Source organism: [Clostridium] scindens ATCC 35704 (assembly GCF_004295125.1).
Lineage (GTDB): Bacteria > Bacillota > Clostridia > Lachnospirales > Lachnospiraceae > Clostridium_AP > Clostridium_AP scindens.
Genome location: NZ_CP036170.1, coordinates 2,631,404 through 2,658,026, shown reverse-complemented (window position 1 = coordinate 2,658,026; position 26,623 = coordinate 2,631,404). Strand labels below are relative to the sequence as shown.

Here is a 26,623-nt window from a genome sequence, read left to right as displayed (position 1 = left end):
CAAGATAAGACAATGCATAAGCCATATCTTCATACTGCTATTTCATTGTATTTTCCAAATAGTCCTGTGCGTGACTTGCCATCTGGAATGTAATTTCTTTCATTGATTTAATTGCATAATCTCTATCTGTCATTAATTTCAATTCTCCTTATCAACAATCATACTAACTGACAACTTGTAAGAGCCAGTCCGCCTACCCAATGATTTTGACTGGAGGCAAATACTATACTACTATTTGCAGGAGTTGCATTCATAAAATGGCATTAGTGGAAAATGCCAAGGCTGACCGAAACGACATACACATTCCTTTCTCCCCGTTGAACCGTTAGGACAGTCATTCTAATTTTCCATGTTTTTATGATGTCAAAATCGTTCAGTTATTTCTGGACTTATAAGGGAACTGAAAAAAGAATCACTCTACCTAAAACACAACGTCAAATAGCAAACAAGCGGACTTGCAAGGTTTCTGACCTTTCAAGTCCGCTTTCACATCATAGCTCTGTTGGCTATGTCCGTTCCGTCAAGGACTGCCCTACGGCGTATCGGCTTCGCCTTGTTCCTTGACCTTACTACCTTTTTAGACACTTTTCCAACATCCTGATATAAAAATCTATATAAGTTTCTCTACTGACATCATGACCTGTTGTATTACAATTTTTACATCTCCAATAAGTTGTAGTTCTAACTTGGCAATAGCCAGGATGTGTGTTTCCATGGATACGTTTTAGTTTCTGGAGCACCATTATTTACTACATTTGTATGATATTCAGATGCACACCCACTTGCCTTTATATCAGACGGAACGGGTTGATATTCAAATGTTACTCATCCTACCTGTGTAATCGTACCATCTGGATTTTCTTCATTGACAACCTTCTGATTTGTAACTACCTCTTCACATTCATTTAAAGCCAATACTTTTTTCTTCATAAAGGATACCTCCTAACCCAGAGAATACTTATATTAGTTTTTTTCTATAATATCACACCCCTGTTAAATCTATATTATATATTTTATTAAATACTCATTAAACACAGCATTTCTTCCAAAAAAAATGAGGATACATCGCTTTCGCAATATACCCTCAACACTCAATATCATCTGTCCCTTTCTGTTAAATTCTACGCAAACTTTAATCCACCTGATATTTTACGATAGATTTCAGTAATTTACGAAAGGTTCAAAACTGCCTCAATCATGCGTAATCACTTGACTTTAAGCACATTTTCAGACTTTATTTTCATTCAGATTAGTTTCCCATCTGAGCTGCAACTTCAGCAGCAAAGTCTTCATTCTTCTTCTCAAGGCCTTCGCCTGTCTCGAAACGAACGAACTTCTTAACGCTTAAGTTAGCGCCTGTCTCTTTAGCAACCTTTTCTACATATTTCGCAACCGTCAAGTCTCCGTCCTGTACGTATACCTGGTCAAGCAGGCAGATCTCTTTCAGTTCCTTATTCAGACGTCCAACGATCATCTTCTCAATGATATTGTCCGGTTTTGGCTTATTGCTTTCCTCGTTCTCCTTCTTTGCCTGTGCGAGAAGAATCTCCTTTTCATGCTCCATATATTCTTCTGAAACTTCTTCACGGGATACATACTTCGGAGACATCGCTGCAACCTGCATTGCTACATTCTTCAGGCATGTCTTGATCTCATCATTGACTACGTCTGTGTCAGCCTCTACAAGAACGCCGATACGTCCGCCGCCGTGGATGTATGCGACTACGCATCCATCAGATACGACTTTCTCAAATCTACGGATGCTTAAGTTCTCTCCGATTACGGAAATCTTCTCAGTAAGGGCATCTTTTACAGTCTTGGATGTATCTTCCTTCCAGTTCTCAGCCATGAATGCATCCATGTCTGCTGCTTCCGTCTCCATTGCCTGCTCTACGACAGCCTTTACAAATCCCTGGAACTCCGCATTCTTTGCAACGAAGTCTGTCTCAGAGTTAACTTCAACGATTGCTGCTACTTTATCGTCTTTTACTTCAGCCATAACGATACCTTCAGCCGCAATTCTTCCAGCCTTCTTCTCAGCCTTAGCCTGTCCGTTCTTTCTCAAGAACTCTACGGCTGCGTCCATATCGCCGTTTGTCTCGTTAAGAGCTTTTTTACAGTCCATCATTCCTGCGCCTGTCATTTCTCTTAATTCTTTTACCATACTAGCTGTAACTGCCATTTTAATTTCCTCCATATATTAGTATTGAAATGAATCGCTTATTCTTCTACTGCTTCCTCGTATGCTTCCTCAGCAGCTTCATCATATACTTCATCGCCTGTCATTCCCTGGTTTGCCTCGATAACAGCGTCTGCCATCTTAGATACGATTAATTTTACAGCACGGATCGCATCATCATTTCCTGGAATTACATAGTCAAGTTCTTCTGGATCACAGTTCGTGTCTGCAATTCCGATAAGCGGGATTCCAAGGGTATGTGCTTCCTGTACGCAGATTCTTTCTTTCTTAGGATCAACTACGAAGATTGCATCCGGAAGTTTCTTCATTTCCTTGATGCCGCCTAAGTTCTTCTCAAGCTTCTCCCATTCTTTCTTTAACTGGATAACTTCTTTCTTTGGCAGTACGTCGAATGTCCCGTCTTCAGACATTCTTTCAATCTCTTTCAGACGTGCGATTCTGCTCTTGATCGTCTTGAAGTTTGTAAGCATTCCTCCAAGCCATCTCTCATTTACATAATACATTCCACAACGCTCAGATTCTACCTTGATCGCATCCTGTGCCTGCTTCTTAGTTCCAACAAACAGGATTGTTCCGCCATCTGCAGCGATATCAGATACTGCCTGATATGCCTCGTCTACCTTTCCTACAGACTTCTGCAGGTCGATGATGTAGATGCCGTTTCTCTCGGTGTAGATGTATGGAGCCATCTTAGGGTTCCATCTTCTTGTCTGATGTCCAAAGTGAACACCTGCTTCTAAAAGTTGCTTCATTGAAATAACGCTCATGTTTCTTTCCTCCATTTGGTTTTTTGCTTCCGCATATGTGTAAATCCTTGAAACCGGCTTGTCGCCAAGCTTTGGCACCATCTCGGATAAACAAATGCGTGATTTTTTGCGACTGCAATATAATAGCACAAAAAGCCCGCAAATGCAAGGCTTTTTATACAATCCATATTCATAATCCATGTCCGATATTACCAGTATCTGCGCACTCCCAGAACTGTCCTGTAGTTCCAAGGAGAACTAATCTTAATACCTCCCGCGGGGTATGGCTTGCTGTTAGAAGCATGCACGATCTTGCCGCCTCCGATGTAGATTGCCACATGATTGCTGTAGACGACTACATCGCCGGGCATGATATCTGAATAAGCCACTGCCTTTCCGCCGCTTAACTGTCCCCAGGAGTCTCTTGGCGTGGATATGCCGAACTGCCGGTGGATAGCCTGTACGAAAGCAGAGCAGTCAATTCCGTTGGTCAGGCTTGTCCCTCCATATTCATAAGGATTCCCCACATATTCGCATCCCCGGTTCGCGATCTGCTGGCCCAGGGAAGCATTGCCTGGCTTTGTAGCCGGCGGCGCGCTATTATTTGATGAGCCCCCGCCCTGAGAGTTGGATTGATTTCCGGAGTTCCCATTGTTAGCCACATTATTATTGGTATTGTTGCCAGGCTTTTGCGTGGAATTATTGGTCGATGATGAAGGTTTTCCTCCCCCGCCATTTCCGGTCTGCGCCGAAGCGACTACATTCTGCGTGGCTTCCGTCAATTGATCAAGCTGGGCCGCAGCCTGCGCCTTCGCGTCTGCAAGCCGGGAGTCGAAATCAGCAATACGGCTTCTCATATCCGCCAGAGTATTTTCAAGATTCGTCTGCTGCTGGCTTAAGTCCGCGGCCATCACTTCCATATCTGCCTGTCCTGCTTCCAGTTCCGTCTTAAGCGCTTCTACCTTCTCCTTGGTTTCCACATATTCTTTTAATTTCTTTCTGTCATAACTATGTACGTTCTGGACGTATTCCGTCTTGCTCACCAGTTCCGCATAGGACTTGGCGGTAACCAGCGCTTCAAAAGCAGAAGTATCGCCCTGCTCGTAGATGTACTTTATGCGAAGCTTCATATCTTCATACTGTTTCTGCTCCTTCGCCTGAGCCTCTTCCAGATCCGACTGCGCCTGGGTAATCTTCTGCTCCTGGTCAGCCATATCTTTTTGCAGGGCATCATAACTTACCAGAAGGCCCACCAGCTGGCTGTTTATATCTGCCGCCTGCCCCTCCAGTTCTTCCTTTTGCGTCTCCAGAGACTGGGCATCCTCCTGTGGCGTAGCCAAAACAGGCGTTACAATTAAAGAACTCATCACAAAAACTGTGATGAGTGTCTGTACAAATCTTTTTTTCATATTCTCACCCATCCTTATCAATTATTCATCTTATCAGTTTATAATACAACCGATTGGATCATATGCTCCCCTGCATACCTTAAGGTCAGAATACTACATTTTCCAGTTATTTTCAATATAATTCAACAATTTCCAGATACTTCCTTACCAGTATCTTGCATAGCCTTGCGCTCTCACCGGGCTTATCATGATATTGGTGCCCGTCTGCTGCGCTTCAATCATCATTCCACCGCCGATATAGATGCCTACATGGCCCGGCTTCCAGCAGATATCTCCCGGTTCCGGACTGGACACTTTTCTTCCTCCGGCATACTGTGACTCAGAATAATGCGGCAGTGAGATTCCCGCAACCGCATGGCAGTACTGCACAAGTCCGGAACAGTCTAATCCTACTCCCGGCTGCGTCCCGCCCCATACATATGGCACGCCAAGCTGGCTGTACGCCGCCTGCACGATCTTCTGTGCTACAGCAGTATTTCCCTGTCCTTCATAGGAAGGATTGCTTCCGCCGCCTCCGCCGCCGCTCGGCTTCTTGTTGCTATTATTGTTGTTGCTGCTATTGTTATTATTGTTCGCCTGCTGCGCTTCTTCCTGACGTCTCTGCTCTTCGGCCGCTTTCTCGGCTGCCGCCTGCAGCTGTTCGTCAAGGCTGCCTAACTCATCCTGCTTGCTTGCAAGCGTCGCGTCCAGGTTCTCTTTATCGCTTTCAAATTCTGCCTGCATATTCTCCAGATTGTCCATTTCCGTCTCCAGAGTAGACTTCAGATCCTGAACCTGCTGCTTGGTTGCAACATACTCCTCCAGCATCTTTCTGTCATAGGAATGAACATTCTGCACATACTCGGCCTTGTTGACCAAATCGGAGAAATCCTTTGCAGATACCAATGTCTCAAGAACACTGGTATCGCCTTCTTCATACATGAACTTTATGCGAAGCTTCATGGCTTCATACTGCTCTTCTTCTTTTTCCTGAGCCGCGGCCAAGTCTTCTTCCGCCTGGGTAATCTCCTGGCCTTTTGAAATCAGGTCTCCCTCAAGCTGGCTGATCTTGGATAACAAATCCGTCAATTTGCTTTGTAAGGAATCAACTTCGCTCTGTGCTGCTTCCTTGTCTTTCTTTAAATCATCAACCGACGGTTCTGCAAAAACCGGTGTTACAACCAATCCACATGTCAGTACCGTGACCAACAAAGCACTCTTAATTCTTCTCATAAGTTCTCCTGTTTACTTTCCCTCGTTTACCATTTACCAGTAACGTCTATACCACGGGGATCCATATACGTTGGCAACTCTTACCACATCTCCTGTATGAGGCGCATGGATCATCTGGCCTCCGCCGATGTAGATGCCGATATGGCTTCCGTAGCATACCAGATCTCCCGGCTGCGGATTGCTGACAGCCTTTCCGCCTCCTCCTTGCACTTCTGAAGTACGTCCGATGCTGATACCTGCAACTCTGTGGCAATACTGTGTAAGCCCTGAACAGTCAAGTCCTACTCCCGGAGTCGTTCCACCCCATACATAAGGCACGCCTAACTGGCTGTATGCCGCATTTACGATAGCCTGTGCAGTGGACGTATTGCCTGAGCCGCCGCCACTTGGGGTCGGTGCCGGTGCTGGCTTGGTGCCATTGCCGCCATTATTACGGTTTCCACTTCCCCCGCCATTGTTATTATTTGCTGCCGCTGCCTGCTGCTGTGCTGCAAGGGCTTCTGCCGCTGCCGCTTCGGCTGCTGCCTGAATCTGAGAGTCAAGGTTCGCGACTTCTGCCTTTTTGGATTCGATGGTAGAACTCAGCTCGCTTTCCTTATTCTCATATTCAGCCTGCATAGATTCCATATTCTTCTGTTCGTCTTCCAGCGTCGTCTTAAGATCTGCAATCTGCTGTTTTGTCTCTATGTATTCCTCCAGCTGCTTCCTGTCATATGTATGTACGTTCTGTACATATTCCGCTTTATTCACAAGATCCGAGAAGTTCTCTGCCGTCACCAGCGTCTCTAACGCGGTCGTATCTCCTTCTTCGTACATGAATTTGATACGCTTCTTCATGGCTTCGTATTGTTCCTGCTCCTTTTCCTGAGCCTCTTTCAGATCTTCTTCTGCTTTTGTAATTTCCTCGCCCTTTTCAATCAGGCTTTCCTCCAGATCTCCCAGTTTGGACATGATATCCGTCAACTGATCCTGCAGCGATGACACTTCGCTTTCCTTGGCTGCCTTGTTATCCTTCAAGTCATCGACTGATGGCGCTGCGAAAACTGGTGTCACAATCATTGAACTAGCAACGACAGCAGTCAGCAGCCTTGTTCCAAATTTTTTCATTTTAATCATCCTTTTTACTTATTCTTATACTCTTATTTACCCTCATTTGACATAGTACCCCTACATCTAGAATCGATTATACTCTATTACACTAAAATTTGCAACATTTTTTAACACTTTTGTAACATCTTGCAGGAACTATTTTCCTTATTGTATGTCCATATTCGTATAGCCCATCAGGCTTATATCCACCTCCCTGGCCGCTTCTCTGCCTTCCCGAATTGCCCAGACAACCAAGGACTGGCCTCTGTGCATGTCCCCTGCGGCAAATACATTCGCAACGTTGGTTCCATATTCCCCTGCCGGCGTTGCCACATTGGTCCGTTCATTCACTTCTACTCCGAATGCCTTGGTAATATAGTTCTCGCTGCCGATGAATCCGGCAGCGATCAGCACCAGGTCCGCTTCTACAGTATATTCGCTCCCCGCCACTTCTGCCATCATCATCCGGCCGGTCTTCTCGTCCTTCTTTGCTTCCAGTTTCACCAGAACAGCCTGGCACACTCTGCCTTCCTTATCTTTCTTGAATTCTTTGACTGTTGTCTGGTAAACCCTCGGATCATGGCCGAAGACTGCCTTGGCCTCCTGCTGCCCATAGTCTGTCTTGCAGATCTTGGGCCATTCCGGCCATGGATTATCCTGCGTCCGTTCATCCGGAGCCTTTGGCATCATCTCCAACTGCAGCACGGATTTGGCGCCGTGGCGCATGGAGGTCCCCACGCAGTCATTTCCCGTATCGCCTCCGCCGATCACCATGACTTTCCTGCCTTTGGCAGAAATATAATCGCCGTCTTTTAACTGCATTTCATTCGCCCAAAGGCTCTTGGTGGTGGATTTCAGAAAGTCAACCGCAAAGTAGATTCCTTTCGCGTCTCTCCCCGGTACTTTGATATCCCTGGGATTGGAAGCGCCACAGCAGAGGATGACTCTGTCATATTCTCGAAGGAGCGTGGATGCCTTCCGTTCTTTGCCTACATTGCACCCTGTCACAAATTCGATTCCTTCCTCTTCCAGTATCGATATTTTCCGGTCGATCACCTGTTTCTCCAGCTTCATATTGGGAATGCCATACCGAAGGAGTCCACCCGGCTTATCCTCCCGCTCGAACACCGTGACGCTGTGCCCTCTCCGATTCAGCATGTCCGCAGCAGCCAGCCCGGAAGGGCCAGAGCCAATGACAGCCACTTTTTTACCGGTACGCACCTTCACCGGACGCGCTGACGCATACCCTTTTTCATATGCATTTTCAATGATCCCATATTCATTTGCCTTTGTCGTGACTGCATCCCCGTTCAGGCTGCAGGTACAGGCCGCCTCGCATAAGGCCGGACACACGCGGGAGGTGAATTCCGGGAAGTTGTTGGTCTTTTTCAACCGGTAGTATGCCTCTTCCCAGTTGCCATGATAGATCAAGTCGTTCCATTCCGGCACCAGATTATGGAGAGGACATCCGCTTGCCATTCCCATGATCATCTGCCCGGACTGGCAAAACGGAACGCCGCAGGACATGCATCTTGCCCCTTGCAGTTCCTGCTCTTCCTTTGCCAGCGGCGTATAGAATTCGTTGAAATGCCGAATTCTTTCTCTTGGCGCTTCCGCTGCCTTATCCTGTCTTTCATAATCCATGAATCCTGTTGCTTTTCCCACTTTCCTGCGCCTCCTATCTTCCGCCTTTAATTGCATAAAATGCCTCAATCTTTGCCTGCTCGCTGCTCATGCCCTGCTCTTCCATCTGAAGGATGGTGGTGAGCATACGCTCATAGTCAACCGGAATGATCTTCTTAAACTTTGGCAGATATCCGGTAAAATGATTGAGGATCTCTTTCCCGATCTGGGAATTGGTATAGGATACATGCTCCTCAATCATGCCTTTCAGTTCATTTACATCGAATTTGGATGTCACATGCTCGATATTTACCAGCTGCTTATTCACATTCCTGTACAGGCTGTTGTCCAGATCCAGTACGTACGCCACGCCGCCGCTCATTCCTGCCGCAAAGTTCTTACCGGTCTTTCCAAGAACCGCCACGCGTCCACCCGTCATATACTCGCATCCATGATCTCCTACGCCTTCCACTACGGCCGTCGCGCCTGAGTTTCGCACTGCAAAACGTTCCCCTGCGACTCCGTTGATGAATGCTTTTCCGCTTGTCGCTCCATAGAGCGCCACATTTCCTATTATAATGTTCTCATCATGCTTATATTTTGCGCTGCGTGGCGGATATACGACAAGTTTGCCGCCGGAAAGTCCCTTTCCAAAATAATCATTGCTGTCGCCAATCAGTTCCAGTGTCAGTCCCTGAGGAATGAACGCGCCAAAAGACTGGCCTCCGGCACCACTGCATTTTACCACGTAACTGTCCTCCGGCAGTCCTTCCGGATACTTCCTGGTAATCTCAGATCCAAAAATGGTTCCAAATGTCCGGTTTGTATTGGTAACATCCACTTCTATGCTTCTCTTTTGCTTCTTTTCCAGAGATGGCAGCAATTCCTTGACCAATACCTTCTCATCCAGCGTTTTCTCCAGTTCAAAGTCATACCTCTTCTTTGGGTTAAATGTAACCGGCGTCTTCGTTCCTTCATATGGATTATACAGAATCTGCTTAAGATCCAGCGTGGCCGCCCTGTCGGAGGTGGCGTCTTCCCTGACTTTCAGAAGATCGGTGCGTCCAACCAGTTCATCCACGGTACGCACTCCCAGCCTCGCCATATATTCTCTCAGATTCTGGGCGATGAAGCGCATAAAGTTCACGACATATTCCGGCTTGCCTGTGAATCGTTTCCGCAGCTGCGGATTCTGGGTGGCAACCCCCACCGGGCAAGTATCCAGGTTGCAGACCCGCATCATGACGCATCCCATCGTTACCAGAGGCGCTGTGGCGAAGCCGAATTCCTCCGCCCCAAGGATCGCGGCAATAGCCACATCCCGGCCGCTCATCAGCTTGCCGTCCGTCTCGATCCGCACCCGCTCCCGAAGGCCATTCTGGATCAGCGTCTGATGCGTCTCGGCCAGGCCCAGTTCCCACGGAAGGCCAGCGTTATGGATGGAACTTCTTGGGGCCGCCCCGGTACCGCCGTCATAGCCTGAGATCAGGATCAGTCCCGCGCCTGCTTTGGCTACTCCTGCGGCAACCGTGCCGACGCCTGCCTCCGACACCAGTTTTACCGAGATCCTTGCGTCTTTATTGGCGTTCTTACAGTCATAAATTAACTGGGCCAGATCTTCGATGGAGTAAATGTCATGGTGAGGCGGCGGGGAGATCAGGCTTACTCCTGGCGTAGAATGACGGGTTTTTGCAATCCATGGATATACTTTGCCTCCCGGCAAGTGTCCGCCTTCCCCCGGCTTGGCTCCTTGCGCCATCTTAATCTGTATTTCCCTGGCGCTGACCAGATATCTGGACGTCACGCCAAATCGGCCGGAAGCTACCTGCTTGATCGCCGAGCATCTGTTTGTATCCAGACGTTCAATCTCCTCGCCGCCTTCGCCGCTGTTGGATTTGCCGTGCAGCTGGTTCATGGCGATGGCCAGCGTCTCATGGGCTTCCTTGGAGATGGAGCCATAGGACATGGCTCCTGTCTTAAACCTGGTGACAATCGAATCCACGCTCTCCACTTCGTCTACGGGAATCCCCTTCTTCGGATACTTGAATTCCAGCTGGCCACGCAGATTGATGTGCGCGCCTTCCTCATTCACCATATCCGTATATTTCTTGAACATTTCATAATCGCCGCGTCTGGCGGACTGCTGCAGCATGTGGATGGTCTGCGGATTGTAAAGATGCTTTTCTCCGCCGCTTTTGGACTTATGCTGCCCGATGCTGTTCAAGGTCAGATCCACTTCCAGCCCCAGCGGGTCAAATGCCTGCGAATGGCGCGCCACATAGTCCTGGGCAATCTCTTCGATTCCGATGCCGCCGATACGGCTTACGGTATCGGTAAAATATTTATCTATAAACGCTTCCTTCAGGCCGATCGCCTCAAATATTTTTGCTCCTTGATAAGATTGGATAGTGGATATTCCCATCTTGGACGCAACCTTTACAATTCCGGAAAGCACCGCATGGTTATAATCATCCACGGCCGCATAGTAGTCCTTCTGAAGCATATCCGTATCAATCAGCTGCCGGATCGACTCATGGGCAAGATAGGGATTGATCGCACAAGCGCCGTAGCCCAAAAGGGTTGCAAAATGATGCACTTCCCTTGGCTCTCCCGTCTCCAGAATAATTGCGACGGAAGTCCTCTTTTTCGTCCTCACCAGGTGCTGCTGTAATCCCGACAATGCCAGCAAGGACGGCATGGCTACATGATATTCATCCACGCCCCGGTCCGAGAGGATCAGGATATTGGCGCCTTCGCGGATTGCCCGGTCTACCTCGATGAACAAGTAGTCGATCGCTTTCTCCAGGCTAGAATTCTTGTAATAGATAATGGGAATCTCCGCTATCTGGAATCCGTCTGCCTTCATACTCTTGATCTTTAGAAGATCCGTGCTGGTAAGAATCGGATTCTCCACCTTCAGCATCCTGCAGTTTTCAGCCCTCTCTTCCAACAGGTTGCCATCCGCGCCGATATAGACGGTGGTGGAAGTCACTACTTCCTCCCGGATCGCGTCAATGGGAGGATTGGTCACCTGCGCGAACAACTGCTTGAAGTACCCGAACAGATTCTGATGCTTGTCCGAGAGCACCGCCAGAGGGGCATCGATTCCCATGGCTGCCGTCCCTTCCACTCCATTTTTCGCCATGTTCATGATGGATGTCTTCACTTCCTCGTAGGAATAGCCGAAGGCTTTTTGGAGGCGCTTGCATTCTTCCGGCGTATAGGACGGGACCTTCTGGTTTGGAATCTTAAGGCTGCTAAGTTCTGTCAGGTTGCTGTCAAGCCATTCTCCGTAAGGCTGACGGCTCGCGTATCTCTCCTTCAGTTCTTCATCGTCGATCACCTTTCCCTGCACGGTATCTACAAGCAGCATCTTTCCAGGATGCAGGCGCTCTTTTACGACGATCTTGCCCGGGTCAATATCAAGCACACCCACCTCGGAAGACAAGATCAGTGTGTCATCATCCGTGATATAATATCTGGAAGGACGAAGGCCATTCCTGTCAAGGACGGCTCCCATGCAGTCCCCGTCGCAGAAAAGAATAGACGCGGGCCCGTCCCACGGCTCCATCATGGTGGCGTAGTATTGATAGAAATCCTTCTTCTCCTGGGACATATTCTTCGTATTGGCCCAAGGTTCAGGAATCGCGATCATGACGGCAAGCGGCAGGTCCATCCCGCTCATCACCATGAATTCAATGGCATTATCCAGCATGGCAGAGTCAGATCCTGCGATATTGATGGCCGGCAGCACCTTGTGAAGCTCGCCCTTCAGGTATTCTGACTCCATGTTCTCTTCCCTTGCCCGCATCTTGTCCGCATTGCCGCGAATCGTATTGATCTCTCCGTTATGTACGATAAACCGGTTCGGATGCGCCCTTTCCCAACTGGGGTTCGTATTGGTGCTGAACCTGGAATGCACGAGAGCTATCGCGGACTCGTAGTCCGCATCCTGCAGGTCTTCGAAGAACGAACGCAGCTGGCCTACCAGGAACATTCCCTTGTAGGCAATCGTGCGGCTTGACAGGGATGCCACATAAGTGTCATCGCTGCTCTGCTCAAATACCCGCCGGATCACATACAGCCGCCTGTCAAAATCCAGGCCTTTCTCCACCTTTTTCGGGCGCTCGATGAATCCCTGCATAATGCAGGGCATACATTCCCGCGCACGGCTTCCCAGGACCTCCGCCTTAACCGGCACTTCCCTCCAGCCCAGGAAATTCATGCCTTCCTTTTTTACGATTACTTCGAAAATCTTCTTCGCCTGATTTCTCTTCAGCTCATCCTGAGGGAAGAAAAACATCCCGACTCCGTAATCTCTCTGTGAACTTAAAAGGATGCCGAGAGGCTTGCAGACTTTGGAGAAAAACTTGTGGGATATCTGTAATAAGATTCCAACTCCGTCACCTGTCTTACCTTCGGCATCCTTGCCAGCTCTATGTTCTAAGTTTTCTACAATCTTTAATGCATTTGCCACAGTACTATGACTTTTTTGCCCTTTAATGTTGACGATTGCACCGATTCCGCAGTTATCATGTTCAAACCCGGGACGGTACAAGCCACATTGACCGCTTGCGCTCTGTCCGCTCATATATTCAGTCCTTTCATTTAATTTTTTATTACTATACTACATTTTCCCCGGCTTGTAAACCGTAACTTTTCTCAAATTGTCAGATAATCAGACTATTTATTTCATGAAAGCAAAGAATCTGGCAGTTTATACGGCTGCCAGATTCTCATGTTCTTCGGATTTCCCCGGGATATCTGGTTTCTCTTCTATTCTCTGGATGAACACAAACATGGTGGCGGCTATGGACGCGCACGCAACCGTTACGATTCCGATACGCAGAACATCTTCTGCCAGCCATTCCAGCAGTTTGTACTTCGTCGCCAGCACTGATAATAGATTCATAGACATATGCGCCAGAATCGGCGCCTTTACCGAGCCATACTTCTCATACAGATAAGCCAGCATCATTCCAATTACAAACCCGTATATCATCTGGACGATATTATTATGAATCCATCCAAATACGAATGCCGACAGCAGCGCTGCCTGCATGAATCCTCCATTTTCCCTAAAACGCTTAAAAAGCAGCCCGCGAAATACCAGTTCTTCACTGATGGGCACGATGATTGCCAATACCGCGATCTGCAAAGCCAGCGGCGCGGAATACATTCCTTCCAGCGTCTCTGTATAAGTTTCGCTGGCCGCCGAGAAATTCCCTATAGTAATCAGGTTATTCAGCCCCAGGCACATAGCAGCGGCAATGACAATGACTGCGAAATATTTCCAGATAGGCGCCTTTTTATTGGGGTGGAATCCCATTGCCTTCTCTTTTGCCCTGTCTTTATGGAACAGGAATGCCATAACCGGTATCACGATCAGAGCCCGCACTCCATTGATCGGAGTAGAATAGGCATTCATCTGCTTGACGACAGCATTCATGATAGAAGCCCCGTCCTTTTCCATCAGTTCCATCGTCTGGCTGAGGCTGCTTCCTTGATTCAATTCATTGCCATAATGGCTTACTATATACACAGAAGTCAAAGCATACTCTGCAATCATGCTTACGAGTATCCCGATCACCAGCCATATTACGACCGGCCCCCACAGGTGCCACAGCCGCTTGCCATAACTTTCCGGCTTCATAGGTGGCACCTGGCCGCCCTGACCCTGTCTGTTCTGTTGTTGTTCCATACGCTTCCTCACTTTCATCTATCAATACCTTCTCTATTCTACTTCTCATTCCCCTAACTTGCAATAAAAAAAGTATAAACTTTCTCTCCTACTTGACAATTTCCGGCATGACTCCTATCATAAGACCCATATGGGGCGCTGATATGGCTGAGATGCGCGAAGACGCGCAGACCCTTGAACTTGATCCGGGTAATGCTGGCGTAAGGAAGGAGAATATAATATGTCAAAATCAAATATCACAAAAAGCGGCGCAACACACGCCGCAACGAAGAAACTCGTTTTTTCTGCTATGGGAATCGCTCTTGCAATGGTAACATCCTACATCAAAGTATGGGAAATGCCAATGGGCGGCTCTATCACTTTGATGTCCATGCTGTTTATCTGTCTGATCGGCTACTGGTTCGGCCCCAAATATGGTCTGCTGGCTGGCGCCGCCTATGGCCTGCTTCAATTCATCGTTGATCCCTATATGCTGACCATCCCCCAGGTAATCCTGGATTATCCCCTGGCTTTCGGCGCTCTTGGCCTGTCAGGCTTTTTCAGCAATCGAAAATACGGCCTACAGGTTGGATACTTTGCAGGCGTTCTTGGAAGGTTCCTCTGCTCGACCTTGTCCGGCGTTATCTTCTTCGCCTCATTTGCTCCAAAAGGCATGAATCCCTGGGCATATTCCGCGATGTACCAGGGCGGATATCTGGGCGCTGAGGCAGTCATCACCTTGGTGATCATCTCCATTCCCCCGGTTGCAAAGGCGTTGAAGCAGGTTGGTGTAGGAATTCGGTAAGTTGGTGGTACGCCCGGGAGGGAGGGGGTGCGATTCCTCCCTCCCGGGCTACCGGCAATTTACTGGCAATTCTGCGGTGAGTGCCGGCGTTTCTGTACGCTTTACGCAGGGGGCATCTATAAAGGCGTTATATGGGGTTTACCAGAATGATTTCATTGTATTGGCAAAAGAAAAGGCCCTTCAAGGGCCTTTTTCATGGTAAAGATGATACTTCCTTAAATCATTTTTTGCGTCATTACCGCCTGCACCTCGCGGGATTGCCAGCGAAGTACCGGGCGGCTTGGAGGCGGGCACTACTTCCCTAAAATCACAACTTAATCTTCACCACATCTACATCCAGATCCCACAAAAACTTATCCAGATCCTTAAAAGACAAAAATACCGTGGCCGTATTTTCCAACGGATGGATACCCAGACTCTTGCATCTGCTTAAGTCTTTGTCGATAAAGAACTCTACTGCATGGTCGGTATCGTTCATGAGGCCAAAGGGAGACACGCTGCCCTGCTTAAGGCCCAGATATTTTTCCAGGCGGTCTTCTGAAGCGAAGCTGAGGTTTCCTCCTCCCAGCTGCCTTCCCAATGATTTTAAGTCTACCTTCTTGCTTTCCTCGCAAGTCACCAGGAAATGCCTCTTTCCCTTAGAATCTCTTAAGAACAGATTCTTACATAGGGTTCCCTTTTCCGGCAGGCCAAGCCTGTCCATGTCTTCCATGGTGTGCACCGGCTCGTGCTCTACCACCTCATACTTGATTTTCAACTTGTCCAATGCGTCATACACGCGCTGCTTCTGATTCTCCATGCTGCAATGCTCCTTTCTAATTCGGGTAATGGACTACTATGCTGGCAGTCACCATCCCGGTTCCTGTGTTCTTATAGATATAATCGTCGAAAGCGTTATAGGAGGCTGCCTCCCCGGCTTCCAATACATATTCCCGATCCTGGAAGCTTAAGGTAAGCTGTCCCGAATATACAGTAATGAATTCCCTGGTTCCGTTCATCTGCCGGTTCCCTGGCATCATGCCTCCCTCGTCAAATTCCAGATCGAATATCTCAAAGTCCTGTCCGTCCCGGAAGTTGAAGATGGGATAGAGCCTGTACCTTCCGTCATCGCCGCTTAACGGCACGACCTCGGACTTGCCCGTCTTGGAAAACGGCTTGGGCTTATCTAGTGTAAATGCCGTCACTGGAACTTTTAATCCCAGCGAAAGTTTATACACGGTAGAGATGGTAGGATTTACTTCCCCTCGCTCCAACTGGCTGAGCATGCTCTTGCTGATAGAAGTAAGAGCAGATGCCTGCTCCAGGCTCAATCCTTTTCCTTTCCGTATCTCTTTCAGATTCTCGGCTATGATTTGATTTAATCTCTCCAAAAGGACTCCTCCTTAAGATTCCTGTATATGGAATTTTTTTCTATTATATTGCATACAAAGAAAAAAGTAAAGTCCAAACCCGCTTTTACCACCCCATGCATTCCGACATCACGCAGATTCCCCGGGCGCCATGGGCCATCATCTCCTCCACGCAGCCTATTTCCCCTTTCATTCCCCCGATGGCATATACGGGAAGGCAAACTGCCTCGCAGACATTCTCAAGGAATTCCACGCCTCTTGGAGCCACGCCTTTCTTGCAGTCTGTCGCAAAGATATGTCCGGCAGTAAGATAGGAGGCTCCCAATCTTTCCGCCAGAAGCGCCTCCTCCTTCCCATGGATGGAGACTCCGATTATATCAAACTGTCCCCGGATCTTAGGAGTTTCTTTAAGTAAATGCAAAGGAACGTGAATCGCCCGGCTTCCTACATGCAGCGCTGCCTTCGCGTAGGTATGGGCAATACACGGCACGCCATAGGTTTGGCAGATTTCCCGAACCTGGCGATACAGGAGTTCATAATCTTCGGGCCCCATATCCTTTTCCCGTACGATAACCGCCCCCGGCTGTCTCCGGCAGATTCTTTCTATTTGTTCCAGATAAGGCCCGGCACACAGATGCCGGTTCGTCACGGCGATCACACGGCTATAAAAGTCCTCGCTATTACCGAGAATTCCCATACCCTTCTGTCCCTCCTCAACCCCAGGCCTACACATAGACATAGTCATTCATCACCGGCTGGAGATTCAGATGCAGCAGATCTTCATACACCTCTTCTACAGAACGTCCGTCGGAGATCTCGAACTGGTCGTCCCCTTTCGTCTCAAGATCTTCCACATGTTCCCCGATTCCGGTGCTTACGCCAGCGGAGATCTTCGTAGCAGCAATATTTACCAGGTTGTCCCTGACGCGGGCACATTCCCTGGTGGAGACGGTAATGCTTGCAAACGGCATGAACAGGCGGTACGCCGTCACCACCTGCAAGAGCTGGGGCTCGTGCACATCCATAGGGTTAATCTTATCATTATTGATGATCGGACGCAGGCGGGGACAGGAGAATGCGATCTCCGCATGCGGATATTTCCGCTGCAGCAAGTAGGCATGCATTCCTGTGGCATATGCGTCTTTGCGGAAGTCATCCAGCCCTAAGAGAGCCGCAAATCCCACGCCCCGCATGCCGCCTTTGAGGGCCCTTTCCTGGGCGTTCAGGCGGTAAGGGAATATCCGCTTATGTCCGGCCAGATGAAGCGTCTCGTACTTTTCCGAATTATAGGTTTCCTGGAACACGGTGACATAGTCCGCGCCGCATTCGTGCAGATAGGCATATTCATCCGAATTCATCGGATACACTTCAAGCCCGATGACCTTGAAATATTTACGGGCAATCCGGCAGGCCTTGCCGATATATTCCACGGTAGACTTGCTCCTGCTCTCGCCGGTAAGAATGAGAATTTCCTGCAGGCCCGTCTTGGCAATCTCCTGCATTTCCTTGTCGATCTCTTCCTCGTTCAACTGTGCCCGGTTAATCTTGTTGTGGCAGTTAAATCCGCAGTATATACAGAAGTTCTCACAGTAATTGGCTATGTAGATGGGCGTGAACATATAGACGCCATTGCCAAAATGCTTCCTGGTCTCGATTCTGGCACGCTGCGCCATCTCCTCCAAAAGCGGCAGCGCCGCAGGGGACAGAAGCGCCGCAAAATCCTCCGGCGTACGGTTGTCATGCTCCAACGCCCGGCGTATGTCCTTTTCCGTATATATCGTATAATCATAGGCATTCATCGATTCGATCACCTGCGCCTGCACCTCTGACTCCAGGACTTCCATCCCCGGCAGATAGGCCATATGGTCGATACGGTTCTTTTTCTGCCATTCCTTGATATCGCTGTTTAAAATGCTTTCGTTCACATGATTGTCTGTACTCATAACTGCCTCCTAATCCTGCAAAAATCCTGTCAATGGGGAAGAAGCGCTGGCGCCTTTGTCCATAACTCTTCCCATGCCTGACAGATATGCCGTCCTTCCGGCCTCAATTGCTTTCTTGAATGCTTCCGCCATAGCCGGTATATCCCCAGCTGTGGCAATCGCCGTGTTGGCCATCACGGCAGCCGCCCCCATCTCCATCGCCTCGCAGGCCTGGGAAGGCCTGCCGATTCCGGCGTCCACGATGATGGGCAGGTCGATCTCATCGATCAGTATCTGAATGAATTCTTTCGTGCAGATTCCCTTGTTGGAGCCAATCGGCGCGCCAAGCGGCATAATGCAGGCAGCTCCTGCGTTTGCCATGTCCCTGGCGGCATTCAAGTCCGGGTACATGTAAGGCATTACTACGAACCCTTCTTTTGCCAGAATCTCGGTAGCCTTTATGGTCTCATAGTTATCCGGCAGAAGGTATTTGGAATCATGGATCACCTCCACCTTCACGAAGTCGCCGCAGCCTAATTCTCTGGACAGGCGGGCAATGCGCACCGCCTCCTCGGCATTCCTTGCCCCCGACGTATTGGGCAGAAGCGTCACGCCCTTTGGGATATAGTCCAGGATGTTTGCCATCCCCCCTTCATTGGCGCGGCGAAGAGCCAGCGTGATAATCTGCGCGCCCGCTTTTTCGACTGCCGCCTGGATCAGTTCCAGGGAATACTTCCCGGAGCCTAAGATAAACCTTGATTCAAATGTATGTCCTCCAAGTACAAATGCATCGTTTGCTATATGTTCCATGTCTGTCTCCTCCTACTAAGTTTCTTGATTGATAATATATTCCGTGATCAGGTTGGCCTCGTGGGCCGCGCAGATGGCCACCCGCGGAGCCATAAGCCCCCGATCCCCGCCTGCTTCCGAGGTCTCGTCCCCACACAGGTAAAATCGGCTTCCCACCTTTCTGGTATGGATCTCATTGCTGGCCCCATATCCTGCCATCCCGGAAGCCGCCACCAGAAGTTTCCCCGGATAATGCTCCAGGATCCCATTAACCAGCATGGCTTTCGCCTCCGGGTCGTCAAAGGCCTCGCAGACAATCTTGTCTTCGGCAAATAAGGAAGCAAGATTCTCCCGGGATACTTTGACGCGATCTGTTATGATCTCCAGATAAGGATTGATCTGTTCCAGTTCCTCCTTCAGCGCATCCGTCTTATACATACCGATATGGCGCATAAAGTATTGCTGCCGATTCAGGTTGGTGATGTCTACCCGGTCGAAATCAATCAGGTGGATATGCCCAACCCCGATTCTCGCAAGGGAAAACGCCACATTCGACCCCAGTCCTCCAAGACCCGCAATCGCCACTCTTGCACGCTCCAGCCTTTCCTGGACCGTCTGCGTGTGACGCTTAGTCAGCGCCTTCCTGATCTCTTCTTTGGTCAGTCTCTTTTCCTCCATCTCCTAGCCCCCTCCTACAAAACTTACGACTTCCAGGCTGTCCTCATCCTCAAGGTACGTATCCGACAGCCGGTTCTTCGGGACTATTTCCCCGTTCTTTTCCACCGCCACACGCGTGATGGAATACCCCATCTCTTCCAACAGCTGTAAGACCGACATGCCGGGCCTGTATTCTCTTTCGGTTCCGTTCACTTTTACCATCATCCACCCTCCTTCCAAAATTCAAGTCTTGCTGCAACAGCGCTCTCTCCATTGCGGCAAAAAAGAGTTCATGAAAGAAATACACCCGCGGTGGTGCACCCCTTCATGAACTCTCATTCACTCACATTGGTATTGCTATATCATTTTCTTTGCAAATGAACAAAGAAGCGGAACTTCCTATGATACGAAAAAGCGGAAAATGCCAAGGCACCTTCCGCAAACAATTCACATCCGTCCCTACGTTGGCATTATCCAAATCAGGTATATGGGTCGAAGTTCGCAACTTCCTCTCAGCCTATCCATAGGCTCCCCTGTTCAATTTACGCTATTAAATATACCGTATCCTTCACGATTTGTCAAGATGCGGCGGCAGCCTCTTACAGGATTTCCGCCACCGCGGCTTCATAGCGGTCCAGCCGCTCTGCCTTCCGAATCTTCTTAAGCTGCTTTTCACAGCCCGGAAAATGATGTCCCAGATAGCACCAGAGTTCCTTCATCTTAAACAGCACATTCTTATCTCCCATGCTGATCCTTTGGTAATCTTCATAGATCTGGTCATGGAACCTTCGAATCCTGTCCCAATCCGCCGGCTCTTCGCCTGCCAGTTCCCCTGCCAGCCCGGGATTCACAAGGATTCCTCGTCCCATCATGTAGGTCTTTACCTCCGGGAATCTCTCCTTTATCCTGTCCCTATCCGTCACCGAAAATATGTCTCCGTTATAGCAGAGCGGATTCCTGCTTTCTCTCACCGCTTCCGCAAATACTTCCAAATTCGGCGTATTCTTATAAAAGTCCTGCTGCAGGCGGGGATGGATGATCAATTCTTCTACCGGGTACTGGTTGTAGATTTCCAGCAGCCTTCCAAACTCATCCGGGCTATGCTTCCCGATTCTGGTCTTGATGGATATCCTGACTTGAGTCCCACTGTAGATTTCATCCAGAAACCGGTCCAGTTCATCGGGCATGGCAAGGAATCCGGATCCCCTGTTTTTGGATACTACCGTCTTGGAAGGACAGCCCAGGTTTAGATTGACTTCCTCGTATCCATAATCTTCTAGTTTCTTGACGGTCTGCAAGAACCCTTTGGCATCATTGGTCAGGATCTGAGGAACCAGCCTCATCCCTTCATTATTCTCCGGCAGGATATCATTTAATTCCCTTGTATTGAATCCCCGCTTTGTGTGGGGCACCAGAAACGGCGTAAAATATTTATTCATAGGATGGAAGCAGGCGTGATACGCCCGCCTGTAAATGTGCGTGGTAATGCCCTCCAGCGGGGCGAGATAGTATCGGTTCATCTTCCTTCATTGTCCTTTCTCTTATGCGTGCCCCTATATCATACCACAACTTTTACATTTTACCTACCTGGCAGCCGAAAAATCCCTGGTCAGAAGAGAATCGTCTGTCACCAGATCCTCCACCGTCTCAAACCCTAATTCCTTCAGGACCTTCCGTACATAAGGATTCTCAAGCGGGGTCTTAAAAGGCGCCTCCTGCCCGTATTCATCTACAAATTTTGTTCCCTCTTCCTTGTGAAGGATCGCTTTCGGGCCTCCTACGCATCCTCCGATACAGCCCATCCCTTCAAAGAAATTGGCATCCGTCTCCTTATTCTGGATCCGTTTGATCATTGCCATACATTCCTTGGTGCCATTGGCCTGCTCAGCATGAACGGCTATGCTCCGGTCGGGTCTTAACTGTTCCACCATCTCCGACACTGCCTGGCTGACCCCGCCGGTTCTTGCATAAAGCCGCCCGGCCTTGGAAGCGTGTTCCTTCTGGTCATCTTCCAGTTCTTCCGGATGAATATCAGCTGCTTCGAAGATGTCCTTCACTTCCTGGAATGTCAGCACATAATCCACCGCGTCAGCGATATCCGGTTCCCGGGCCTCCTTCTTTTTCGCCAGGCAAGGCCCTGCAAATACGGTCACCGCATCCGGATACATCCTCTTAATCATACGCCCGCACGCCACCATAGGCGATACGGCTCCCGGGACATGGGGCATCAGTTCATGGTAGATATTGCGGATCATGGAGATCCACACCGGACAGCAGCAGCTGGTCAGCTGATAATCCCCTTTCTCCTTCACGTGGCTGTCAAACTCTAAGGCTTCTTTCAAAGTCAGGATATCCGCAAAGAGCGCCACCTCTACCATTCCTGTAAATCCAAGGGCCTTGAACGCGCTGCGCAGCTTCCCTGGCGTTACCGCCTCATCAAACTGCCCCAGAAATGCAGGCGCTACCATCATATAGGCCGGTCCTTTGGCCTCCCGGACTGCCTTCATGGCAGGTAGTACATCCTTGCTGGCAGTCAGTTTTTCTTCTTTGCAGGCATCCATGCACACGCCGCAGCCTGTGCAAAGCGAGGGATTGATCCGCAGTTTTCCGTCTTCTCCTTCTTCGATGGCATCAAAGATGCAGCTTCTCTGGCAGGCACGCTCATAGGCACATTCCTCGCACTCGACAGAAGGTATGACCGGGGCATAATTCTTTGGATGGAGCAGGCAGTCCAGATGCAGCGGATTATATTCCGATGGAAGCGGCTCCTTAAGAGATATCTTCCGGCTAAGAACATCCTTATATAATTCTTCAAATGTCTTCATTATTCTTCCTCTTTCCTCAATAAACGTCTTTATTGACATTATTGACCAAAAGAGGCATTTTTAAGCCAGGTAATTCACTGCAATAATAGAAATGCCAAGAACGGACAGCACGACTCCTGTCGCACGGTTCAAGATGATCGGGCTCGTCTTATTCGCAAACTTGGCGGCCACCCTTGCCCATAAAAATGTAGACAGGATGCAGAAAGCCATACACCACCAGTCCGGCGCCCCGCCGATGGCAAAGTGGCTCACCGCTCCGGTAAATGCCGTAAACGTCATGATAAACACGCTGGTCCCTACCGCAGTCTTCAGTTCATATCCTAGCACGCTGGTGAGAATCAGAAGCATCATCATGCCGCCGCCCGCTCCTACAAATCCGCAGATGAATCCGATCAGCATGCCGCAGAATATGGACTGTATAAACCGCTTCTTCGGGCTGACAGCCTCCATAGACTCCTTTGTCGTCATGACGGGCCTTACAATGAACTTGATTCCCAGAAGCAGCGTCATGAACACGGAGAAGCCGCCCATGGCATGGCTTGGGACCAGGCTGGATATATAACTCCCCACCAGGGTGAAGCACAGCACGGAAATCATCATGACGATTCCATTTTTGATATCCAGATTCTTATGCTTCCCATAAGTATAAGCGCTGACCGCGCTGGCTAAAACGTCGCTTGACAGGGCGATTCCCACAGCCTCATAGGCGGGGATATGCAAGAAGGTAATCAGCATCGGGCTTATCACCGCCGCCGCGCTCATTCCGGCAAATCCGGTCCCCAGGCCTGCCCCGATCCCTGCGATAAAACATACAATAAATTTCGTAAGCATTCTATAATTCCTCCTTCAGCGCATTCTGCATATTCTTCCGCATTCTTTCGAAGTAATCCTCCATCCGGCTTACATCTTCCGGATTAAAATCCCGGAAAACCGTCTGAAAAAACTTCTTCTGGGCCTGCTGCCCTTCTGCCACCATCTGGATGGATGCCGAAGACAGTTTCAGATGCGCCGTCTTCTGGTTGCCCGGATAATATTCCTTTTGCACCAGATCCCGCCTCTCTAAATCCTTGAGCGACATGGATACATGGGATTTGGTGAGCCGCCGGCGCTCGATGATATCCTTGGCAGTATCATAGCCCGGGTTGTTGGCCAGAAACAAAAGGATGTCCAGTTCCATACGGGTCAACTGGTATTTTTTGCAGACCGGCTCCAATGACTGGTCATAGATTTTTTTAAACAGGGATAATCCATCCCACAAATCAAAAAGCATTTTCTCGCCTCCATATTTAGTTCTATTTTGAACCATATGGCTATCCTAGCAAGAAAATGCTTTTGCGTCAATATGACTGTCTGACTGTTTATTTAATTTTTAGAAATGCCTTTTACTACTGGATATCCAGCACCTTGTAGTCCTGATCTTCCACCGCCTTCTTCAGCACATCGTCTGCCAGTTCTCCATTCAGCCTTACGACCGCGGTTCCTTCCTCATGGCTTACCGCTGCTTCCTCCACCTGCTCAAGGGCCTCCAGGCATTTCTTTACTCTTGCCTCGCAGTGTCCGCACATCATTCCTTCAATCTTCATGGTTTTTTCCATCGTTGTCTCCTCCTCTTTCTTTTTGGTTTTTATTTTTTTATCTTTGCTTGCATCACGCATCTTGAACCAGTTCAGGCGCAGCGCATTGGTGACCACGCAGAAACTGGACAGGCTCATGGCCGCAGCCCCGAACATAGGGTTCAGCTTCCATCCAAGCAGCGGGTACCACACGCCGGCCGCCAAGGGTATTCCTATCACATTATAGAAGAATGCCCAGAATAGATTCTCATGGATATTGCGAAGGGTCGCCCGGCTGAGCCGTATGGCTGCCGGCACGTCGCTGAGCCTGCTCTTCATCAGCACCACATCCGCGGCGTCAATGGCGATATCCGTGCCTGCGCCTATGGCGATGCCAATATCCGCCCTAGTAAGAGCCGGGGCATCATTGATTCCATCCCCCACCATGGCAACCTTTCCTTTTCTTTTCAATGATCGGATCACGCTTTCCTTTCCGTCCGGAAGCACGCCTGCGATCACCTCATCAACACCGGCCTGCCGTCTGATAGCCTTTGCCGTGCGTTCGTTGTCGCCGGTCAGCATGACTACGTGGATTCCCATATTCTGCAAATCTTTGATCGCCTGCGGGCTATCCTCCTTGATGACATCCGCGACAGCGATGATTCCTGCCAGTTCTCCGTTCCTGCTAAAGAACAGCGGCGTCTTTCCATCTTCTGAAAGACGTTCTGCATTCTGCCTCATCTCTTCTGTCACCGATGCTTTATCACCGATAAACTTAAGATTTCCTCCGGCCAGCACATCCTCGCCCATCCGACCGGTAAGTCCATTTCCGGGAACCGCATGGAATTCCGCCACCTCATGCCCATCGGAAAGACCTTTTTCTCTCGCCAGCGCCAAGATCGCATGGGCCAGCGGATGCTCGCTCTTACTCTCCAGTCCGTAGGCCATCCGAAGCAATTCATCTTCTGTAATCCCAGATGCCGGAATCATATCCGTTACCTTTGGCTCCCCGCTGGTGATCGTCCCGGTCTTGTCAAGTGCCACGATCTGCATCTTGCCTGCTTCTTCCAGGGAAACGGCGGTCTTGAACATGATCCCGTTCTTCGCTCCCATGCCATTTCCTACCATGATCGCTACAGGCGTCGCCAGGCCCAGCGCGCAAGGACAGCTGATTACCAGCACCGAGATTCCTCTCGCCAGGGCAAAACCTATGCTCTGTCCCGCAACCAGCCATACCAGGATGGTTCCCGCCGCTATGCCGATTACCGCTGGCACGAAAACGCCGGATACCCGGTCTGCCACCTTGGCAATGGGCGCTTTGGTGGCTGCCGCATCGCTGACCATCTGAATAATCTGGGAAAGGGTCGTATCCTCCCCCACCCTGGTGGCCTCGCACCGGAGAAATCCTGAATGATTCAAGGTTGCAGCGGACACCGTGTCTCCTACTTCCTTGTCCACCGGTATGCTCTCCCCGGTCAGCGCAGATTCATTGACCGCGCTGCTGCCATCCAGCACGATGCCATCCACGGGAATATTCTCACCCGGCCTTACTACAAAGACGTCTCCCTTTCTCACCTGGTCTATGGATACTTCTGCCTCCATGCCGTCTCTGATGATCGTCGCAGTCTTTGGCGCCAGCTTCATCAGACTCTTGAGCGCATCCGTCGTCCGCCCTTTGGAACGGGCTTCCAGCATCTTTCCTACGGTAATCAGCGTCAGGATCATTGCGGCGGATTCAAAATAGAATTCATGCATGTAATCCATTACCTTTGCCATGTCGCCGTGCATCTGGGCATCCGTCATCGCGAATAAGGCATAGGTGCTGTAGACAAAGGATGCTCCTGCCCCCAGGGCTACCAAGGTATCCATATTGGGCGAGCGGTGCCACAGGCTCTTAAAGCCGCTGATAAAAAACTTCTGGTTGATCACCATGACTGCAGCCGTAAATATCAGCTGGTATAATCCCATCGCCACATGATTGTCTGCCATAAATGCCGGAAGCGGCCAGCCCCACATCATATGCCCCATGGACACGTACATCAGCGGCACCAGAAAGCACAAAGATGCGATCAGCCGCTTCTTAAGCAGCGGCGTTTCCTTATCTTTCAGGAAATCATCCGTCGCTGTCCCGTAAGCGGCCTTTCCCTTCGCCTCGGAAGCCTTCGGCGCAGCGCCGTAGCCAGCCTCTTCCACCGCTGCCACGATGTCTGCCTGCCCTGCTGTCCCTTCCACGCCCATGGAATTCGTCAATAGGCTCACCGAACAGGAGGTTACCCCCGGCACCTTGGAAACCGCCTTCTCCACCCGGGCACTGCATGCAGCGCAGTTCATGCCCGTCACTGTATATTGCTCCATACCCTGCCTCCTATCTCATAAGCTTCTGCAACGTCGCCACCAGTTCATCAATGGTCTCTTCCTTTCCATCCCGTATATCGTTCGCCACGCAGGTCCGGATATGATTTGCCAGAAGCACCTTGTTAAAACTATTCAATGCTGCATTGACCGCTGATACCTGTACCAGAATATCCGTACAGTAAGTATCGCTCTCAACCATCTTTTTTATTCCGCGTACCTGGCCCTCAATACGGTTCAGGCGGTGAATCAAATCTTTATACTCCTTCTCAGAACGCTCTTTTTTCTTATGACAGCATTCTTTTATTTCTTCCATCTGTACCACCTCGCTTTACAAGCACATTATATACCCATATGGGGTATATTGCAAGTGCATTTTTCAGCCAAATAAAAAAGGCTCTATTCAGGATTC

The 26,623-nt window shown here is 49.5% G+C and carries 22 protein-coding genes and 2 riboswitches; of the genes, 1 reads left to right on the top strand and 21 read right to left on the bottom strand.

Annotation, left to right across the window (positions count from 1 at the left end; all coding sequences use genetic code 11):
• Positions 1-1,249: 1,249 nt before the first annotated feature.
• The 8 genes from tsf to HDCHBGLK_RS13685 form a co-directional block, all read right to left on the bottom strand.
• Positions 1,250-2,182 carry a translation elongation factor Ts gene (gene tsf, locus HDCHBGLK_RS13720; RefSeq protein WP_009249646.1) on the bottom strand — a complete coding sequence of 311 codons (933 nt, stop codon included), beginning with the start codon at positions 2,180-2,182 and terminating at the stop codon, positions 1,250-1,252.
• 38 nt (positions 2,183-2,220) lie between these two features.
• On the bottom strand, positions 2,221-2,967 hold the full coding sequence (gene rpsB, locus HDCHBGLK_RS13715; protein WP_009249647.1) for a 30S ribosomal protein S2: 747 nt from the start codon (positions 2,965-2,967) through the stop codon (positions 2,221-2,223).
• Positions 2,968-3,155: 188 nt separating this feature from the next.
• Positions 3,156-4,355, bottom strand: coding sequence for a C40 family peptidase (locus HDCHBGLK_RS13710; protein ID WP_039909247.1), 1,200 nt, complete (start codon positions 4,353-4,355; stop codon positions 3,156-3,158).
• Positions 4,356-4,499: 144 nt separating this feature from the next.
• The gene (locus tag HDCHBGLK_RS13705; protein WP_004605017.1) at positions 4,500-5,567 is read right to left on the bottom strand and encodes a C40 family peptidase; all 1,068 of its coding nucleotides are present in this window, start codon (positions 5,565-5,567) and stop codon (positions 4,500-4,502) included.
• A gap of 33 nt (positions 5,568-5,600) precedes the next feature.
• Complete coding sequence (locus HDCHBGLK_RS13700; protein ID WP_009249650.1) at positions 5,601-6,674, bottom strand: C40 family peptidase; 1,074 nt, start codon at positions 6,672-6,674, stop codon at positions 5,601-5,603.
• A gap of 147 nt (positions 6,675-6,821) precedes the next feature.
• Positions 6,822-8,321, bottom strand: a complete 1,500-nt coding sequence (locus HDCHBGLK_RS13695) for a glutamate synthase subunit beta (protein WP_039909246.1) — start codon at positions 8,319-8,321, stop codon at positions 6,822-6,824.
• Between the two features lie 13 nt (positions 8,322-8,334).
• Positions 8,335-12,870, bottom strand: a complete 4,536-nt coding sequence (gltB, locus tag HDCHBGLK_RS13690; RefSeq protein ID WP_004605014.1) for a glutamate synthase large subunit — start codon at positions 12,868-12,870, stop codon at positions 8,335-8,337.
• 126 nt (positions 12,871-12,996) lie between these two features.
• On the bottom strand, positions 12,997-13,998 hold the full coding sequence (locus HDCHBGLK_RS13685) for a CPBP family intramembrane glutamic endopeptidase (protein ID WP_004605013.1): 1,002 nt from the start codon (positions 13,996-13,998) through the stop codon (positions 12,997-12,999).
• Between the two features lie 103 nt (positions 13,999-14,101).
• A riboswitch (TPP riboswitch) is annotated at positions 14,102-14,204 on the top strand.
• Between HDCHBGLK_RS13685 and thiT the strand changes: the two genes are divergently transcribed.
• A complete protein-coding gene (gene thiT, locus HDCHBGLK_RS13680) occupies positions 14,201-14,764 on the top strand; it encodes an energy-coupled thiamine transporter ThiT (protein ID WP_039909245.1) in 564 nt (187 codons plus the stop codon). It overlaps the preceding riboswitch by 4 nt.
• A gap of 307 nt (positions 14,765-15,071) precedes the next feature.
• On the opposite strand, the gene HDCHBGLK_RS13675 is transcribed toward thiT, so the two are convergent.
• From HDCHBGLK_RS13675 to HDCHBGLK_RS13615, 13 genes are all read right to left on the bottom strand, one after another.
• Positions 15,072-15,563 (bottom strand): prolyl-tRNA synthetase associated domain-containing protein, encoded by a 492-nt coding sequence (locus tag HDCHBGLK_RS13675; RefSeq protein WP_004605010.1) that lies wholly within the window; start codon positions 15,561-15,563, stop codon positions 15,072-15,074.
• A 16-nt stretch (positions 15,564-15,579) separates the two neighbouring features.
• On the bottom strand, positions 15,580-16,134 hold the full coding sequence (locus HDCHBGLK_RS13670) for a helix-turn-helix domain-containing protein (protein ID WP_004605009.1): 555 nt from the start codon (positions 16,132-16,134) through the stop codon (positions 15,580-15,582).
• 85 nt (positions 16,135-16,219) lie between these two features.
• Positions 16,220-16,810 carry a thiamine phosphate synthase gene (locus HDCHBGLK_RS13665; protein WP_009249653.1) on the bottom strand — a complete coding sequence of 197 codons (591 nt, stop codon included), beginning with the start codon at positions 16,808-16,810 and terminating at the stop codon, positions 16,220-16,222.
• A gap of 28 nt (positions 16,811-16,838) precedes the next feature.
• Complete coding sequence (thiH, locus tag HDCHBGLK_RS13660; RefSeq protein WP_004605007.1) at positions 16,839-18,056, bottom strand: 2-iminoacetate synthase ThiH; 1,218 nt, start codon at positions 18,054-18,056, stop codon at positions 16,839-16,841.
• A gap of 9 nt (positions 18,057-18,065) precedes the next feature.
• Positions 18,066-18,845 (bottom strand): thiazole synthase, encoded by a 780-nt coding sequence (locus HDCHBGLK_RS13655; protein WP_004605006.1) that lies wholly within the window; start codon positions 18,843-18,845, stop codon positions 18,066-18,068.
• Positions 18,846-18,860: 15 nt separating this feature from the next.
• On the bottom strand, positions 18,861-19,502 hold the full coding sequence (thiF, locus tag HDCHBGLK_RS13650) for a sulfur carrier protein ThiS adenylyltransferase ThiF (RefSeq protein WP_004605005.1): 642 nt from the start codon (positions 19,500-19,502) through the stop codon (positions 18,861-18,863).
• A 3-nt stretch (positions 19,503-19,505) separates the two neighbouring features.
• A complete protein-coding gene (gene thiS, locus HDCHBGLK_RS13645) occupies positions 19,506-19,703 on the bottom strand; it encodes a sulfur carrier protein ThiS (protein WP_009249654.1) in 198 nt (65 codons plus the stop codon).
• A 216-nt stretch (positions 19,704-19,919) separates the two neighbouring features.
• A riboswitch (TPP riboswitch) is annotated at positions 19,920-20,026 on the bottom strand.
• Positions 20,027-20,080: 54 nt separating this feature from the next.
• Positions 20,081-21,001 (bottom strand): tRNA dihydrouridine synthase, encoded by a 921-nt coding sequence (locus HDCHBGLK_RS13640; protein WP_039909244.1) that lies wholly within the window; start codon positions 20,999-21,001, stop codon positions 20,081-20,083.
• A gap of 63 nt (positions 21,002-21,064) precedes the next feature.
• Positions 21,065-22,306 (bottom strand): [Fe-Fe] hydrogenase large subunit C-terminal domain-containing protein, encoded by a 1,242-nt coding sequence (locus HDCHBGLK_RS13635; protein WP_009249656.1) that lies wholly within the window; start codon positions 22,304-22,306, stop codon positions 21,065-21,067.
• A 60-nt stretch (positions 22,307-22,366) separates the two neighbouring features.
• Positions 22,367-23,137: a sulfite exporter TauE/SafE family protein gene (locus HDCHBGLK_RS13630; protein WP_004605001.1), complete on the bottom strand. Its 771-nt coding sequence runs from the start codon at positions 23,135-23,137 to the stop codon at positions 22,367-22,369.
• 1 nt (position 23,138) lies between these two features.
• Positions 23,139-23,576 (bottom strand): MarR family winged helix-turn-helix transcriptional regulator, encoded by a 438-nt coding sequence (locus HDCHBGLK_RS13625; protein WP_009249657.1) that lies wholly within the window; start codon positions 23,574-23,576, stop codon positions 23,139-23,141.
• Between the two features lie 115 nt (positions 23,577-23,691).
• On the bottom strand, positions 23,692-26,214 hold the full coding sequence (locus HDCHBGLK_RS13620; protein WP_004604999.1) for a heavy metal translocating P-type ATPase: 2,523 nt from the start codon (positions 26,212-26,214) through the stop codon (positions 23,692-23,694).
• Positions 26,215-26,224: 10 nt separating this feature from the next.
• A complete protein-coding gene (locus tag HDCHBGLK_RS13615) occupies positions 26,225-26,527 on the bottom strand; it encodes a metal-sensing transcriptional repressor (RefSeq protein WP_004604998.1) in 303 nt (100 codons plus the stop codon).
• Positions 26,528-26,623 lie beyond the last annotated feature (96 nt).